The organism is Euzebyella marina (assembly GCF_003687485.1).
GTDB lineage: Bacteria > Bacteroidota > Bacteroidia > Flavobacteriales > Flavobacteriaceae > Euzebyella > Euzebyella marina.
The window spans coordinates 2040283-2057908 of the sequence record NZ_CP032050.1; the positions used below are offsets into that span (position 1 = coordinate 2040283).

12 protein-coding genes and 2 pseudogenes are annotated in these 17626 nt (G+C 42.0%); 13 read left to right on the forward strand and 1 reads right to left on the reverse strand.

Annotated features, from left to right (window positions below):
• The first annotated feature begins 12 nt into the window (after positions 1 to 12).
• The 4 genes from D1013_RS08535 to D1013_RS08550 all read left to right on the forward strand — a co-directional run bounded on the left by D1013_RS08535 (position 13) and on the right by D1013_RS08550 (position 4163).
• Entirely contained in the window at positions 13 to 2223 is a 2211-nt protein-coding gene (locus D1013_RS08535) for a DUF5916 domain-containing protein (protein ID WP_240467935.1), read from the forward strand.
• A gap of 17 nt (positions 2224 to 2240) precedes the next feature.
• Complete coding sequence (locus D1013_RS08540) at positions 2241 to 2714, forward strand: cupin domain-containing protein (RefSeq protein WP_121848431.1); 474 nt, start codon at positions 2241 to 2243, stop codon at positions 2712 to 2714.
• A 63-nt stretch (positions 2715 to 2777) separates the two neighbouring features.
• Positions 2778 to 3761, forward strand: a complete 984-nt coding sequence (locus D1013_RS08545) for an aldo/keto reductase (protein ID WP_121848432.1) — start codon at positions 2778 to 2780, stop codon at positions 3759 to 3761.
• Positions 3762 to 3773: 12 nt separating this feature from the next.
• Complete coding sequence (locus D1013_RS08550; RefSeq protein WP_121848433.1) at positions 3774 to 4163, forward strand: helix-turn-helix domain-containing protein; 390 nt, start codon at positions 3774 to 3776, stop codon at positions 4161 to 4163.
• Between the two features lie 8 nt (positions 4164 to 4171).
• On the opposite strand, the gene D1013_RS08555 is transcribed toward D1013_RS08550, so the two are convergent.
• Entirely contained in the window at positions 4172 to 5077 is a 906-nt protein-coding gene (locus D1013_RS08555; RefSeq protein WP_121850666.1) for a helix-turn-helix domain-containing protein, read from the reverse strand.
• A 158-nt stretch (positions 5078 to 5235) separates the two neighbouring features.
• On the opposite strand from D1013_RS08555, the gene D1013_RS08560 reads away from it, so the two are divergent.
• From D1013_RS08560 to D1013_RS08600, 9 genes and pseudogenes are all read left to right on the forward strand, one after another.
• Positions 5236 to 5544 carry a nuclear transport factor 2 family protein gene (locus D1013_RS08560; RefSeq protein ID WP_205601284.1) on the forward strand — a complete coding sequence of 103 codons (309 nt, stop codon included), beginning with the start codon at positions 5236 to 5238 and terminating at the stop codon, positions 5542 to 5544.
• A gap of 27 nt (positions 5545 to 5571) precedes the next feature.
• On the forward strand, positions 5572 to 6177 hold the full coding sequence (locus tag D1013_RS08565; RefSeq protein WP_121848434.1) for a flavodoxin: 606 nt from the start codon (positions 5572 to 5574) through the stop codon (positions 6175 to 6177).
• Positions 6178 to 6287: 110 nt separating this feature from the next.
• Entirely contained in the window at positions 6288 to 6749 is a 462-nt protein-coding gene (locus D1013_RS08570; RefSeq protein WP_121850667.1) for a (2Fe-2S)-binding protein, read from the forward strand.
• 21 nt (positions 6750 to 6770) lie between these two features.
• Positions 6771 to 9032, forward strand: a pseudogene (locus D1013_RS08575) (molybdopterin cofactor-binding domain-containing protein).
• A 49-nt stretch (positions 9033 to 9081) separates the two neighbouring features.
• Positions 9082 to 9981: pseudogene (locus D1013_RS08580) on the forward strand (alpha/beta hydrolase fold domain-containing protein).
• Positions 9978 to 10439 carry a putative quinol monooxygenase gene (locus D1013_RS08585; protein WP_225621515.1) on the forward strand — a complete coding sequence of 154 codons (462 nt, stop codon included), beginning with the start codon at positions 9978 to 9980 and terminating at the stop codon, positions 10437 to 10439. The pseudogene D1013_RS08580 and the gene D1013_RS08585 overlap by 4 nt, the downstream one beginning before the upstream one ends.
• Positions 10440 to 10464: 25 nt before the next feature.
• Positions 10465 to 12720: a xanthine dehydrogenase family protein molybdopterin-binding subunit gene (locus tag D1013_RS08590; protein ID WP_121850669.1), complete on the forward strand. Its 2256-nt coding sequence runs from the start codon at positions 10465 to 10467 to the stop codon at positions 12718 to 12720.
• A gap of 180 nt (positions 12721 to 12900) precedes the next feature.
• Positions 12901 to 16425 (forward strand): sulfatase-like hydrolase/transferase, encoded by a 3525-nt coding sequence (locus D1013_RS08595; protein ID WP_121848435.1) that lies wholly within the window; start codon positions 12901 to 12903, stop codon positions 16423 to 16425.
• An 80-nt stretch (positions 16426 to 16505) separates the two neighbouring features.
• A complete protein-coding gene (locus D1013_RS08600) occupies positions 16506 to 17624 on the forward strand; it encodes a glycoside hydrolase family 88/105 protein (RefSeq protein WP_121848436.1) in 1119 nt (372 codons plus the stop codon).
• Positions 17625 to 17626: the final 2 nt, after the last annotated feature.

The following is a 17626-nucleotide window of genomic DNA, read 5'->3' on the forward strand; positions in this document are numbered from 1 at the left end:
TAGAAAGCGGTGGTGACCAAAAACGGATATATTTCAAAAGGCCTTTACCTCATTCTTCTGTGTTTATTCCCTGGGTATTCTTTTGCTCAAGATGTATTTAAAAGTATTCAGGCAAAACACGTTTCCGAAGCCATCAATGTAGATGGGGTAATGGACGAGCCCATTTGGCAAACAGCGGAAGTTGCGGGCGACTTTCAACAATTTTTCCCATCAGACCAAGTGTCGGCTGAACACAGTACACAGGTAAAAGTGTTGTATTCAGACACGCATTTATATATTGGTATTTATGCGGAGAAAGCACCGGGTGATTATGTGGTTTCTAGTTTAAAAAGAGATTTCGGGGCGACCACCAATGACAATATTTCGTTGTTGTTCGACACCTTTAGTGATGGTACCACTGCGTATTTTTTTGGGGTCACCCCCTATGGAGTTCTAAGAGAAGGATTGGTTTCTGACGGTGGAACCACTTTTAATAACACTTGGGACATTAAGTGGCAGGCCGAAGCGACCCGGTTTGATGACCATTTTGTAATCGAGGTCGCCATACCCTTCACTTCGATGAAATTCCCCGAAGGAACTACCTCGTGGCGGTTTCGCCCTTACCGATGGAATAATCAGGTAAATCAGCAAGACAGTTGGGTCAAAGTGCCGCAGCAGCAATTACTGTCCAGTTTGGCCTATATGGGTGAACTTACCTTTGAAAAACCGTTAGGCGAATCGAGAATGCCCATAGCTCTTATTCCTTACATCAACCTGTTGGCCGATAAAGACTACTCGATCAACGAAAGTGAAACCAAATTTAAGACCGGTGGCGATGCCAAGATTTCTATTGGCAACGGAATGAATTTAGACTTGACCCTGAATCCTGATTTTTCCAATGTTGAGGTTGATGATATTTTCACCAATTTAACGCGCTTTGAAGTTAGGTTACCCGAAAAGCGTCAATTTTTTATTGACAATAGCGACCTTTTTGAAAACTTTGGTAATTCATTTAACGAAGCTAGACCCTTTTTTTCTAGGAGGATAGGGTTGGCCCGTGATGCCGATGGTAATTTGATACAGAACGATATCATCGGTGGTGCGCGTTTAAGTGGTAAACTAAATAAAGATTGGCGTTTGGGCTTTTTAAACCTTCAGACCGCACGGGACGAAGGGAATGAGATAGCATCTAACAATAACATGATGCTGGCCGTACAACGTAAGATTGGGGCTCGTTCAAATATTGGTGCGTTTTGGGTAAACCGCCAAGTGGTAGGCGACGAAGATTATATAACTCCTGAGGAAAATTACAACAGGGTGGTGGGTGTTGATTACAACTTGGCTTCTGCCGATAACATCTGGAACGGAAAATTCTATTTGCACAAATCATTTCAACCCGACGATTCGAAAGGAAACTTATCATCACAGGCCACGGTGACGTACAATCCGAGAAACTGGCGAATTATTGAAGACTTGGTGTATATAGACCAAGATTTTCGGGCAGATTTAGGTTTTGTGCCCAGAACCGACATTTTAAAATGGGGTAATGGCATTCAATACATTGCCTATCCAAAAAAAGGAATTTTCAATACCCATGGTATTCGCGCCTTGTCGGTGATGTATTGGCGACCAAGTTTAGATTATCAAAATACGGATCGTAGGTTGAGCTTAAGTTGGGAAACCGATTTTAAGAATCAGGCATCCGCAGAGGCTTTTTTCACCAATAACTATATCTTTTTGACGGGTGCTTTTGACCCTACTCGAACTCTTGGGGCTACCCCATTGCCTGGCGACCAGGGCTATCATTTCAATCAGTTAAGTTTTGAATATCAATCCAATAACAGCAACATACTCACTTATGGGGGTACTGCCACTATCGGAAGGTTTTTTAACGGAGAAATCACGGCGGTAGGTGGCCAAGTAGGTTTACGAATTCAGCCCAAAGCACAAATAAGTTTGGGATTGGATTACAACGGAATTCGATTGCCCGATCCCTATGCAGATGCCAATATTTTCTTTGCGACTTTACGTTCCGAAATTACCTTCAGCAAAAGCGTGTTTTGGACGACCCTTGCACAATACAGCAACCGGCAGGAGAATTTCGGAATCAACTCGCGGTTGCAATGGCGTTTTGCCCCATTGTCAGATTTGTACTTGGTGTACAATGATAATTATTTTACGAGTCCGTATAGTCCGAGGTTTAGATCTATTAATTTAAAGTTGACTTATTGGCTTAACATATAAACTAAAACAATACTATTATGAAACAATTAGTTCTATTTTCTCTTTTGTCTTTTTCAGCCGCTCTATCTGCTCAAAATTCAGATTACACTGTTTCTTCCTATTTAACCGAAGGTAACAAGGCGCCCAACACCCATTATATCGGGGAAGCCTGGTTGAACCATGTTTTGGAAGCAGACGATGATTTAAGCTATAACATCACCAAGGCCACTTTTAAGGCAAATTCTACCCTTGATTGGCATAAGCACGAATCGGTACAAGTACTGGTAATCGTAGAGGGCGAAGGTTATTATCAAGAGAGAGGTAAAGAGCCTATGATCTTGAAAGAAGGAGATGTTATTAGATGTGAAAAAGACACAGAGCACTGGCATTCATCTTCAAAGAAAAACGACGTGACCTATTTGGCAATTTATGGTGGTGAAACCCCTACGGTATGGACCGAGGTACTTTCACAAGAATATTACGACGGCGTTTCCAGAAAACTAGATAATTAGAAGAAGTCTTAAGGTTTGAGGGCTTTCAAAAATACCAATCTTATTGATTAAAAATAAAGAATAATGAAAACAAGAAAGTTAGGAGGAAGCTTAGAAGTCTCTGCTATGGGGCTCGGCTGTATGGGTATGAGTTTTGGTTACGGTCCTGCTAAAAGTACCGAAGAAATGATTCAGCTCATTTGTAAGGCTGTTGATTTGGGGGTTACCTTTTTCGATACGGCCGAGGTATATGGGCCATATACGAATGAACTTTTGGTCGGCGAAGCCTTAGAACCTTTTAAGGGGAAGGTGAAAATTGCTACCAAATTTGGATTCAATTTTATTGATGGAAAAATGGAAGGATTGAATAGTCGGCCAGAGAATATTCGAAAAGTGGCCGAGGAAAGTTTAAGACGATTGCGGGTAGAAACCCTTGATTTATTTTACCAACATCGGGTGGATCCGAACATTCCGATAGAAGATGTGGCCGGCACCGTAAAAGATTTGATTGCAGAAGGTAAGGTGCAACATTTTGGCCTGTCGGAAGCTGGTGCGAATACTATCAGAAAGGCCCACGCCGTACAACCTGTCACGGCCTTGCAAAGTGAGTACTCGATGTGGACGCGGAAACATGAAGCTGAAATTATACCGACCATTGAAGAATTGGGCATCGGGTTGGTGGCTTATAGTCCGTTGGGCAAAGGTTTTCTTTCAGGTAAAATCGATGAAGAAACCAAATTTGAGGAGGGCGATATTAGAAATGTATTGCCAAGATATACAGAGCAGGCTAGAGAGGCAAACAAAGTATTATTGAGACTATTACATGAATATGCTATGGTAAAAAACGCAACACCAGCGCAAATTGCATTGGCTTGGGTTTTACATCAAAAACCTTGGATTGTTCCCATTCCCGGCACTACAAAATTACATCGCTTAGAAGAAAACTTGAAGGCTGCAAATATTGAACTGTCTGTTTCCGAATTACAAGAAATTGAAAGGGCTTCAGCTGAAATTAAGATTGTTGGTGATAGGTATACGGAGCAGATGGAAAAGGCCACCGGTTTATAAATAGATGCCTACATGAGTTCCTTCCAACCCTCCAAGCCGAAAACCTATCTTGAAATAGGACGTAACTTTTTGAATATATCGGAAGGACAGTTTCCTATAAATGAGCCTTCACAGATTATAAAGTTTCGAACAGCTTCTGACTTTGCCAATGAACTTAATATTCATGTGAACCACCTGAATAGGTCGGTAAAGCTTTTAACGGGTCATACTACCACAGAGAATATTAACCAGGCCATCTTAAAGGAGGCAAAAAGGTTGTTAAGGAGAAACCAATGGCCAATTCATATAATAGCTATGGTTCTAGCCTTTAAAGAAGCGACTCATTTCAGTAATTTCTTCAAAAGGAATATTGGGCTGAGTCCTACCGAATTTCGTTCTGAAAAAGTAGATAGGTCTCAGTAGTTACTTCATCAATTCAACATCCGATAATCGCTTGGGGAGTACCCCACTTTACTTTTAAATAGCCGTGTAAAATGTTGCGGATGCTTGAAACCCAACTCATAGGCAATTTCGCTAATGGTTTTATCGGGATCAAAGATTTTATCCTTAGCAATTTCAATTACTCTATACCGAATAAATTCCATCGCGCTTTTTCCTGTCTCCTTTTTAACCAAATCACCAAAATAGTTGGGCGATAGGTGCTGTTCTTGGGCAAAATGGCTCACCGATGGCATCCCTTCCTTTCGGGCCTTACCTGTTCGGATATAGGCGTTCAGTGAAGATTCAAATTGCTCAATGACACCAAGGTTGGCCGAATCACGAGTTATAAATTGCCGGTCATAAAACCGGTTACAGTAATTCAGGAACAATTCGATGTTTGAGACAATGACACCTTTGCTATGCTTGTCAATATTCTGTGAGAGTTCATAGGAGATTTTATCGAAGCAATCGAGTACTATTTGCCTTTCTTTTAAAGAGAGGTGCAGTGCCTCATGTAATTCATAGGAAAAGAAGGAATAACGCTCTATTATATTACCTAGGTGTGTACCGCGAATCAATTCAGGGTGAAACAATAGTGCATGCCCCGAAGGCTTTATATTAGTATCCAAATTTGAAATATCGACTACTTGGCCCGGACCAAGAAATACTAATGTACCGTCTTGATAGTCGTAGTTTTGTCGACCATACTTCAATATGCAATTTTGCCCCTGCTTTAGAAATGCGGCATAAAAGTGGTACCGTACTGCCCCTGCTTTTTTATTTACAGACCATTCACCATCATTAAGATTGATGACACTCACCAAAGGATGTAGTGCCGAAAGATTGAGTCCGGAGCAATAATCGTTTATCGTAAACAAATCCACAATATCGTTCATGCCAGTCCCTTTTTTGATAAAGTTAACATTTGCCTCCCAAATAAATAGCATAAAGAAATGTGAATCCGTAATGTGGGTAGGTATTTCCGTAAAATGGGTATGTAAATTGAAATGAGCGGTTTGTATTTTTGAGAGAGCTCATTTAAAACACATATAAAATGAAGAATTTTGTAGTAGTTTTCTTTATAGTCATAAGTAGCACCTCTCTATTCTCGCAAGGTGCAGACATTCAAACCGAGATTAAAGAACTTTCCAAACAAAAATGGCAATGGATGGCGGAAAAGGATGTTGACAAACTGGCTAACTTATTCCATGAAAAAGCAAAATTTGTGCATATGAGCGGATCCTGGAAAAAGGACCGGGAACTTGAGATTATTCAAACAGGAAGCATTTGGTATAAGCAGGGTTGCCAAAAAAGACCCAAAGAAGGAAAGATTGGATATTATTCAAAAAGCCGTAGAGGCTAGAGAACTTCATTAACTAATCGTACACTCATGAAAATTCAGTATATCCTATTTCTTTTTCTATCCTTTTGCCTATCGTTAGAGACAATTGGGCATAGTCCGATTTCAACCACTCCTGCCACTTCAGAAAAGAATTTAATTCTTTACTTATCAAGAACACAAAATACCAAAACAGTAGCTCAAATGATACAGGAAGAAGTGGGGGGAGATTTGGTGGCGCTCGAACTTGAAACTCCGTATCCAGAAAATTATCAGGAGATTGTTTCTCAGGTGGCCAAAGAGAACGAGACCGGATTTTTACCGCCTTTGAAAACCAAAGTAAATCTTGAACAGTACGAAACTATTTTTTTGGGCTTTCCAACGTGGGGTATGAAATTGCCTCCGCCAATGAAAAGCTTTTTAAAGTCAAATGACTTGGAGGGAAAAACGGTCTTACCCTTTAATACCAATGCCGGTTACGGCGTGGGCAGTAGTTTTGAACAGGTAAGGCAATTATGTGAAAACTGTAACGTAAAGGAAGGTTACACTACTAAGGGCGGAATTGAGCGCGATGGTATTTTATTGGCGATTAAAGATGAAAGAAAACATCTGGTACAAAACGAAGTACGAGATTGGCTGAAGCAAAACGGATTTTAATTTTTAATTGTTAAAATTTCTAAAAATAAACTTAAAACTGTAGGTCTTGTTTGAAATTTATAAGTAGGAAGACCCAAATTTTCAATACTTTCAAAGGAATCTTTATAATTATGGCAAACTTTTCATTAAACATCAACGGAAAAAACCACGAGGTAGATGTAGACCCCAGTACTCCAATGCTTTGGGTATTGCGCGACCATTTACAGTTTGTAGGAACTAAATACGGTTGCGGTATCGCTCAATGCGGTGCTTGTACGGTACATCTAGGCGATAATGCGGTGCGTTCTTGCCAATTACCCGTATCTGCCGTGGGCGAACAAAAAATAACCACGATCGAAGGCTTATCGGAAAACGGTGACCATCCGGTTCAAAAAGCTTGGCTAGAGATAGACGTTCCGCAATGTGGTTACTGCCAGGCCGGTCAGATTATGACCGCTTCGGCTTTGCTGAAAAACAATCCTAACCCTACGGATGCTGAGATTGAAAGTGCCATGAACGGGAATATTTGCCGCTGTGGTACCTACACACGAATAAAAAAGGCGGTCAAATTGGCCGCTCAGGGCGATTCATAATCATACTTTAAAAGTTATCCCATGAAAACGGTTAAAACACATATAGGAAGAAGGGCATTTATAAAGAACACGAGCTTGGCGGGTGGCGGACTCGTTTTGGGCTTTAGCATTTTTAACTCATGCAAACAGAATGAAGCTACCAGAATAGTAGAGAGAGAATTGCCGAAAGAGTGGTTCGATATCAATTCGTATCTCAAAATAGGTGATAATGGTATGGTAACGATAATGGCTCCTAATCCTGAATTCGGTCAAGGGGTTATTACCTCGATGCCGATGATTGTTGCTGAAGAGTTAGATGTTGCATGGAAAGATGTAATCGTCGAACAGGCCAATTTCGATGCCGATAATTATGGTTGGCAGTTTTCGGGAGGTAGCCAGGGTATTCGCCGAAGATGGGAAGGTTTGAGAATGGCCGGTGCGACCGCCAAACACATGTTGAAAGAAGCGGCGGCAAAAAATTGGCAGGTACCGGTTACGGAGATTTCGGTATCAGAAGGAATTTTGAAACATAAGGCAACCAATAAATCGGCAGGTTACGGTGAAATGGCTGCTTAGGCCTCCACTTTAGAGGTTCCGGAAGAAGTTTCATTAAAAGAGGTAAAAGATTTTACGATTGTAGGTAATTCCAAGAAAAGCGTTGAAAACAAAAAGCTGGTTACTGGCAAGCCGCTGTTCGGTATCGATTATCAATATGAGGGGGCTCTTACGGCAATGGTCGTGCATCCGCCCGCTTTTGGGCTACAGTTGAAATCTTTTGATGCCGATTCCATAAAGAAAATGCCGGGCATTGTCGATGTCTTTCAAATCAAGACGCTCAAAGAGGGTATGACCCGTGGTTATTTTGATACCAATGCCTTCACCGATTTAGTGGCAATCGTTGGTCAATCTACGTGGCAGGTGATGAATGCGAAAAAGCAGCTCACGGTAGAATGGCAGCCCGTTGAAAAATCAAGTCATAAGGTAGATAGGTTCGGTACTGAGATAGAAGTTGAGGTACCGGATGGGTTAGAGAGTACTGAAGCTCATTACGAGCAAATGAACGGCATGCTATCAAAAACCGCTACGGTAGCACGAAAAGATGGTCAGCCTGAAAGTGCTTTTAAAACCGCTGCGAAAACTATTGAGCGAAGTTATAGTTGTCCGTTCTTGGCCCACAATTGTATGGAGCCCATGAATTTCTTTGCCCATGTAACCGATGACGAAGTTCTGTTGGCCGGCCCGGTTCAGGCACCTTCATTGGTAGAAGCCACTTTGGCTTCAAGGCTAGACCTTCCGTTGGAAAAAATAAATATAGAGCTTACAAGAATGGGCGGTGGTTTTGGTAGAAGGGCTTACGGTCATTATGCCATTGAGGCGGCCTTGATATCAAAACAGGCAAAAGCACCCGTAAAACTGGTCTACTCTCGAGAAGATGATATGACCTTTGGTATTTATAGGCCATCATATATGGCCAGCTATAAAGCAGCGCTCGACGAAGAAAACAATCTGGTCGCCTTTCAGGTGAAAGCTGGTGGTGTACCGGAAACCCCTTTGTTCGCCAACCGCTTTCCTGCCGGTGCTGTAGCGAATTATCAAGCAGAGCAATGGGAGATCAACTCCAATATTACCATAGGTGCTTTTCGCGCTCCCCGTTCCAATTTTATGGCCGGTGCCGAACAATCATTCTTAGATGAAGTGGCAGAAGCCGCGGGTAAAGATCCCATTGATTTTAGATTGGAATTGTTGGAGAAAGTAAAGAGCAATCCTGTAGGAGAAAACAATGATTACGACCCTGAGCGCTTGGCTGGTGTGCTGAAATTGGTGCGGGAAAAGTCAAATTGGGCAAATAGCGACCCTGGAGTCCATCGAGGGGTTTCCGCTTATTTCTGTCATAATAGTTACGCTGCCCATGTCTTGGATATGGTGATGGAAGACGGTCAGCCAAAGGTAACCAAGGTAGTTTGTGCGATTGATTGCGGCATTGTAATTAACCCTGATGCGGCCGCTAATATGGCCGAGGGAGCCATAATAGATGGGATAGGGAACGCCATGTATGGCGAATTGACCTTCGTCGATGGAAAACCCCAACAACAAAATTTTGATAGTTACCGAATTATTCGTCATAAAGAAGTACCTGATTCGATTGAGGTACATTTCGTGCAGAATGAAATTGACCCGACCGGTTTAGGAGAACCGCCATTTCCTCCAGTTTTTGGAGCTTTGGCCAATGCCATGTACAAAGCAACGGGTCGAAGGCACTACAGGCAGCCATTCATAACCGACAAACCTCCATTAGTAGGCTAGTAAATTTTTAGAGGAAGGAAAGGGGGCGAAAATGATAGTGAACCATTATATGAGAGAAAAAGGGATAATTACTATTTGCTTTGTATTCGGCTTTTTAAGTTGGTCATGCAGCCAAGAGAATAAGGTAATCGATTGGTTTCCGAAGGGTACGGTACTGCATGGTAATATCAATTACAATAACGATACACTTAAAAAGCATCTCTTGGATATTTACTTACCTCCCAAGCCTGAAAAAAGAATGCCTCTTATTGTTTTTGTTCATGGCGGTGGCTGGATCGTAAACGACAAATATGCCGATATAGGCTACATGAAGTAGACCGTATCGGAAATTATAGAAAGTGGGTATGCCCTGGCATCCATTGACTATCGTTTTGCAACACAGGCAAAATTTCCAGCTCAGATACAAGACTGTAATGCAGCGGTATCATTTTTGGTCGACCATGCTGATGAATATGGTTTTGACACGGACAGGATAGCGGTGATGGGCTTTTCAGCTGGTGGACACCTAGCTTCTATGATGGGGCTCTCAAAAAATAATAAAGTTGGTGAATTTTTCATGGCGGGAACGAACGATGATTTTCAATTTAAGGCGGTAGTCGATTTTTACGGCCCGGCTGAATTGATACTGTTTCCTGGTGCGAATGACCCCGAGTCACCCGAAGCTTTGCTTATCGGTGCAACACCGGTGAAGCGCCCTGATTTGGCCAAAATTGCTAGCCCCACCACATACATTGATAAAGGAGACCCTCCATTTCTTATTATTCATGGGGAAAAGGACGATATGGTACACCCTAGGCACTCACAATTAATGAGCTCGTGGCTTACCACAAAGGGTATTGAAAATGAATTGATCATTGTTAAGGATGCGCCCCATTACGGTGAAATGTTCGATGCGGATGATATTCGTACCAAGGTTATCGATTTCCTGAAGAAACATTTGGATCAATGAAAATGAGTGGTACGAAAATAGGGTTCCGGTTTTCGATGGTAATCATGGGTCTTATGCTGATGTTCTCATCACTCGTCGGTCAGACCGTAGAAAAAAGTACAGATGATTTCACTGATGCGAGCATGATGGTGAGAATTGCCGCACTTGAAATTTATCCTGAACATTTACAGGATTATCTGGCTATTTTAAAAGAGGAAGCTGAAGCTTCGGTACGATTGGAAAAGGGGGTGATCTGCATCTATCCCATGTACATAGAAGAGAACAAGAACCAGATTCGATTATTGGAAATCTATGCCAATAGAAAGGCCTATGAAGAGCATCTGAAATCACCACATTTCAAGCATTACAAAACAGCAACTTTAAAAATGGTCAAGAAGCTAGAGTTAATAGACATGAAGCCTATAGATAAAGAAACGATGCCAGATATATTTAAGAAGATGGGGCAATCGAGTGACTAAAAAGTTTAAACCTAAAGTAAGAATTATGCCGACTACAAAAATTAAAATGGGAAGACGTTCCTTTATCAAAAATGCGGGTATGGGTAGTGGGGCTCTTATATTAGGTTTTAGTTTCTTGAATGCTTGTAAGCCTAATGGTTCTAAAGAAAATTCCATTGACAGTGCTCCAAAGGAATGGTTTAAAATAAATGGCTATTTGAAAATAGCCGATAATGGCGTGGTAACTATTATGTCTCCTAATCCGGAAGGCGGGCAGAATGTTAAGACCTCAATGCCCATGATTATCGCTGATGAACTCGATGTCGATTGGGCCGACGTAACCGTAGAGCAAGCACCTCTCGATACCGATGCTTTCACAAGACAGTTCATAGGCGGAAGCCAAGCGATCAGGCTCGGTTGGCCAGGTTTGCGAATGGCGGGAGCCTCCGCAAGGCATATGTTGAAAATGGCTGCTGCCGAAAAGTGGAATGTTCCTGTTGAAGAAATAGAAACGGGCAATGGTCGTCTTATGCATGAGGCAGGTAATCACAGTGGCAGTTATGGTGAGTTCGCTTCGGCCGCCTCGACCTTAGAAGTGCCGGAAGAGGTTGCTCTCAAAGAGTTGAGTGAGTTTGAGATTATTGGTCGTTCTAAAAAGAATGTAGATGGCCAAAAAATTGTAACGGGCAAACCGCTTTTTGGGGTTGATACCCATCGAGAAGGTATGCTGATAGCAATGATTGTTCACCCTCCTGCGTTTGGTTTGAGAATTAAGTCTATTGATGACTCCAAGGCTAAGAGTATGCCCGGCATTAGAGATATTTTTAGTGTCAAGGTCTACAATGATGACTACGTGAAAACGTTTTTTGATACCCGTACTTTTAACGAAGTGGCGGTTATCGTTGGTGAATCTACCTGGCAGGTAATGCAAGCGAAAAAAGAATTAGAAATCGAATGCGAACCTATAGTTAGCTCTACCGATATTCGCGACCGCTTCGGAACTTCCTGGGAACAACACACCCCGTCCGGCCTTGAAAGTTCTGATGCCCATTATCGGGCTATGGAAAAAATGTCAAGGACAGGGGGTGAGGTGCGAAGAAAAGACGGAAACCCCGAAGAGGCTTTTGGGCGTGCGACCAAAACCATTGAGCGTATGTATACAGCACCGTTTTTGGCCCATAATTGTATGGAACCAATGAACTTCTTTGCCGATGTCAAAAACGGAAGGGCCGAGTTGGTAGGTCCGCTACAGAAACCTGAATTCACCGAACAGACGTTATCCGCCAGAACAGGAATTCCTTTGGAGAATATTGAGATCAAAATGACCCGTTTGGGCGGCGGTTATGGCCGTCGCTCTTATGCGCATTGGTTGGTAGAAGCAGCTCTGATATCACAACGTATGGAGGCTCCCGTGAAACTTATCTATTCGCGAGAAGATGATATGACCGACGGTATTTATCGCCCTTCCTACATGATTCGAATCAAGGCCGGTCTCGATGATAAAAACCACTTGATGGCCTATCATGTCAATGCTGGTGGAATTCCCGAGAGCCCCATGTACGAAAACCGATTTCCTGCCGGTGCGGTAGATCATTATCTCGCTGAAGATTGGACCATCGATAGTAATATTACAGTGGGTTCCTTTCGGGCGCCACGTTCCAATTTTATGGCGGCGGCCGAGCAGTCTTTTTTAGATGAGGTTGCCGAACTTGCAGGTAAAGATCCCATCGATTTTCGTTTAGAACTGCTTGATAGGGCCATTAAAAAACCCTTGGAAGGTGTTACTAACGATTATGACCCAGTAAGGTATGCAGAGGTCTTGAAGTTGGTTAGGGAAAAGTCGCAGTGGGCAACCAATAATAAAAATAGGGGGGTGGCCGCCTATTATTGTCATAACAGTTACGCTGCTCAAGTACTTGATTTTGAGATGGTCGATGGGCAACCAAAAGTACAAAAAGTGGTGTGTGCCCTTGATTGTGGAATCGTAATTAACCCCGATGGAGCGGTAAATATGGCCGAAGGGGGTATCATTGACGGAATCGGCAATGCCTTATATGGCGAGATGCCGATTGAAAATGGGGCGCCCACCAAAAGTAATTATGACACGTATCGTCTCATTCGCATGAATGAAGCTCCAAAAGAAATTGAGGTACATTTCGTAGAAAATGAAGTAGACCCCACCGGACTTGGTGAACCAACTTTCCCGCCCATATTTGCAGCTTTGGCAAATGCTATTTATAAAGTGACGGGTAAGAGGTTGTATAAACAGCCTTTTGCTTCCCAGCTTGTTTCCGAGGGTTGAAAACTGTACTTCTTTCCACTTAAAATAGAACGGGAATATTCGGTCTGATAAAAATGTTGAAATTCAGGACACTACAGGATACCCTTAGAGAACTAAATTGGTAAGTTAGAAACGGAGCAGGCAGTTTTGAAAAAGTCCTGTTGTCCGAAGGTATTAGACCTATCACCCAGCCAACAAACGATGACACATTTTCGCATTGCCCATTTAGTCACCCTATTTTTATCTCTATTTACTATAAGTCCATTTTTTGGTCAAACCACTTCAGAAACTAGAAGACCGAATATCATATTTATACTCACAGATGACCAACGTTTTGATGCTCTTGGTTATGCCGGTAATAAATTGATTTCTACTCCAGAGATGGACAGGTTGGCCAAAGAAGGAACCTATTTTAGCAATGCCATGGTTACAACACCTATTTGCGCAGCAAGTAGGGCAAGTATATTAACCGGTCTATACGAACGAACCCACAGCTATAACTTTCAGACAGGAAATATAAGACCTTCCTATATGGCACAATCGTACCCTCGTATATTGAAGGAGAATGGGTATAAAACAGGTTTTTTTGGCAAGTATGGCGTTCGTTATGATTCTTTGAACAAACAATTTCACGAATACGAATCTTATGACCGAAATGGGTCGTTTAAAGATAAAAGGGGCTATTTCTATAAAACTATCGGAAACGATACCATTCACTTAACTCGCTACACTGGGCAGCAGGCCCTTGATTTTATTGAGAAGACTTCGAAAGAAGAGCCATTTTGCCTGTCTTTGAGTTTTAGCGCCCCGCACGCACATGATGCTGCCGAAGACCAGTATTTCTGGCAACAAGAAAGCAATAATCTTTTGGCTGATACCACTATTCCACCACCGGTATTGGGCGAAGAGAAGTATTTTTTGCAGCAACCTGAATTTGTAAGGGAAGGCTTCAATCGAACCCGATGGCACTGGCGATACGATACACCAGAAAAGTATCAACATAGTGTAAAAGGTTATTACCGAATGATTTCCGGCATTGACCGGGAATTGGGAAAAATTAGAAATCTTCTTGAGAAAAAAGGGTTGGCACAAAACACCGTAATTATTCTAATGGGTGATAATGGATACTTTTTAGGAGAAAGGCAGTTAGCGGGTAAATGGTTGCTTTATGACAATTCGGTTCGGGTACCCTTGATAGTTTTTGACCCAAGACAAAGAAAGCAAAAAGATAGCGAGGCTCTCGCCTTGAACGTAGATGTACCTTCGACTATTTTAGATTTGGCCGGACTTTCATCCCCTGCTGAATGGCAGGGCAAAAGCCTAATGCCCTTAATAAAGGGTGAAGATAAAAATTTGGGAAGAGATACCGTATTGATTGAGCATTTATGGGAATTTGAACATATACCACCCAGCGAAGGTGTACGTACTAAAGACTGGAAATATTTTAGGTACGTCAATGACCAATCGGAAGAGGAGCTTTATTTTCTAAAGAATGATCCGGAGGAAATTCAAAATTTAGCGGCTAATTCGAAGTATGAATCCATATTGGTAGCCTTTAGGAACAAAACAAACGAGCTAATCAAAAAATATAGCGATGCCTATTCTCAAGGGCCGACAGAGCTGACCGTGGAGATGATTCGACAGCCGGAAGGTCTAAAGGTACTTGACTTGCAACCAGAATATAGTTGGGAGGTACCAAAAACGGCTGTGAATCAATTAGCATATCAGATTCTTGTAGCTTCATCCCAAGAAAATGTAGATAAGAATCTAGGTGATATTTGGAACAGCGGTCAAGTACGTTCAAGTGAATCAACCAATATAGAACAGGCGGAAAAACTCCAAGCCGGAAAAACCTATTATTGGAAGGTTCGAATTTGGGACGAAGACAACCGGTTAACGGCCTATTCGCAACCTCAAGAGTTTACCACATCTGATAAAATCGAAAAGAACATTACAACGGGCAATAGATTTCAGGTGGATACCATTACCCCAAAAGCGTTCGAAAAAAGAGAAAATTTCTTTTTTATAGATTTTGGAAAGGATGCTTTTGCCACACTTAAATTCAATTATAGGGCTACGAAGGCTCATACGCTCACTTTTAGAATTGGCGAGCAATTAAAGAATAGCCATATCAATAGAGAGCCTGAGAAACGAAGCCATATTCGCTATCAAGAGATTAAAGTACCGGTTACACCCAATCAAACCGAGTACCTACTCCCCATACGAAAAGATAAAAGAAACACCTTGCCCGGTAAGGCATTGCCCTTGCCAGAGGGCTTTCCTGTGCTGATGCCATTTAGATATGCCGAAATAGAGGGGGCAGAAAATCCTATTTCATCCCAAGATTTTGTTCAATTGGCCTATCATAGTTATTGGGAGGATGATACCAGCGGCTTTGAAAGTGATAATGATATTCTGAACCAGGTTTGGAATTTATGTAAATACTCGATCAAGGCAACTACCTTCAACGGACTTTATGTAGATGGAGACCGGGAGCGAATTCCGTATGAGGCCGATGCCTATCTCAATCAATTGAGCCACTATACAACAGACCGCGAATATGCGATTGCTCGCCAGACCATAGAATATTTTATGGAAAACCCCACTTGGCCCACAGAATGGCAGCAACATGTGGCATTGATGTTTCATGCCGATTATATGTATACCGGCAATACTGAGCTGATTAAGAAATATTACGACCGGTTAAAGCATAAGACCCTTTACGAACTGGCACGCGAAGATGGGCTGATCACATCAACAAGAATGACCCCTGAACTCATGAAAAAGTTGGGCTTTCCCGACGATTTGGAAGAAACTTTTAGAGATATAGTTGATTGGCCACCCGCCAATTGGGGAGGCGACCCGAATGTAACTGGCGAACGCGATGGTTTCGATTTTAAGCCATACAATACCGTAGTGAATAGTTTTTACTACCAAAACATGCTTATAATGGCAGAGTTTGCCAAAATAATGGGTAGGGAGAATGAAGCATTAGATTATGAATTACTGGCCTTAAAGGCCAAAAAGGCGATCAATGAAAAGCTTTTTAATAAGGAGACAGGCGCTTATGTAGATGGTGAGGGATCCAACCATTCTTCCATACATGGCAATATGATGCCTTTGGCTTTTGGTATTGTTCCAAAAGAACATGAAAAATCGGTAATCGAGTTTATAAAGTCGAGAGGAATGGCCTGTAGTGTTTATGGAGCCCAGTATTTGATGGATGGGCTTTACCGGGCCGGAGCAAGTGATTATGCTTTTGATTTGTTGACTTCAACCTCTGATAGAAGTTGGTATAATATGATTCGTATCGGTTCTACCATTACCTTGGAGGCCTGGGATATGAAATACAAACCTAATGCCGATTGGAACCATGCTTGGGGGGCTGTGCCTGCCAATATAATTCCTCGCAGACTATGGGGTATTCAACCAAAAGAAGCTGGTTTTAAAGTAGCTCAAATTCGTCCGCAACTAGCAGGGTTGAATGAAAGTACCATTGAAGTCCCCACAATACTTGGTTCCATTAAAGCCGATTATAAAAAAGTGAACAGTCGATTGAAAACTTATACCATTTCTATACCCGCAAATATGGTAGCTGACTTCGTTTTGGAAGATATGAATGAAATGGTGGTTACCCATAATGGGCAAAAGGTTAGCACAGCTTTTAAAAGCGTGAGATTAACACCGGGTGAACATAAAATAAAATTGACGGCCAACTCTTTTTAATTATTTATTATTTTAACAAACTTTAAATCAATTTTTTAAAAACAACCTCAAAAACTTCAATTACAACTAAAACTCAACTTATGACTTACGCATTGCGCCTGATGAAATATGTACTTAGGCTACTACCTATCGTATCTATCACCTTATTGACAGCTCAAAAGATCGATTCAAAAAATGTCGAGGCTTCTATGGTCAAGGCGATGGAATGGCAAGAGCAGCATCCCATTTTTACTTCATCACCCACCGATTGGACCAATGGAGCCTACTACGTGGGTGTTTCTAAGGCACATGAATCGACCAATAATCCCATTTTTTCTTCCGCCGTTAAAACCATGGGTTATGTAAATGAGTGGAAACCTTGGGACCGTTTTTACCATGCCGATGATATTATTATTTCCTATTCGTATCTCTATGTTAATGAAATAAGAAAAGGCATGGTCGACCTTGAACCGATCGAAAGGTTTTTGGTCGATCATCTATACAAACCGCACCCTTGGCGTGATGGGGTAGAGGGTACTGATCAACAGATTCTTTGGTGGTGGTGCGATGCTCTTTTTATGGCACCGCCGGTACTTACGGTTTATTCAAAAATTACAAACGATAAGAGTTATTTGGATAAAATGCATGAACTCTATCTGGAGACTTATGAATTATTATACGATAAAGAAGAACATCTCTTTGCCCGCGATATCAGGTTTCTTTGGAAAGGAAATGAAAAGGATTTGAAAGAGGAAAATGGAAAGAAGATTTTCTGGTCTCGTGGTAATGGATGGGTGATAGGTGGCTTGGCCCTTATTTTAGAAGACATGCCCGAAGATTATGAGCATCGCGATTTTTATCTGAATCTTTACAAAGAGATGGCTACCAAAATTAAAGAGGTTCAGCATAGCGATGGGTTGTGGAGAACCAGCCTCTTGTCACCCGAGTCTTATGACCACGGAGAAGTGAGCGGAAGCGGCTTTTACACCTTTGCCCTAACTTGGGGAATCAATAATGGTATTCTTAATAAAAAGGAATACACACCAGTAGTCACAAAAGCGTGGAACGCCCTACAAAAATGCCAAAAAGAAAACGGAATGGTCGGCTGGGTTCAAGATATTGGCGCTAGCCCTGAACCGGCTTCAGCAGATAGCTGGCAAAACTTTGGTACAGGTGCCTTTTTATTGGCCGGGAGTGAAATACTAAAATTGAACCAGTAGAA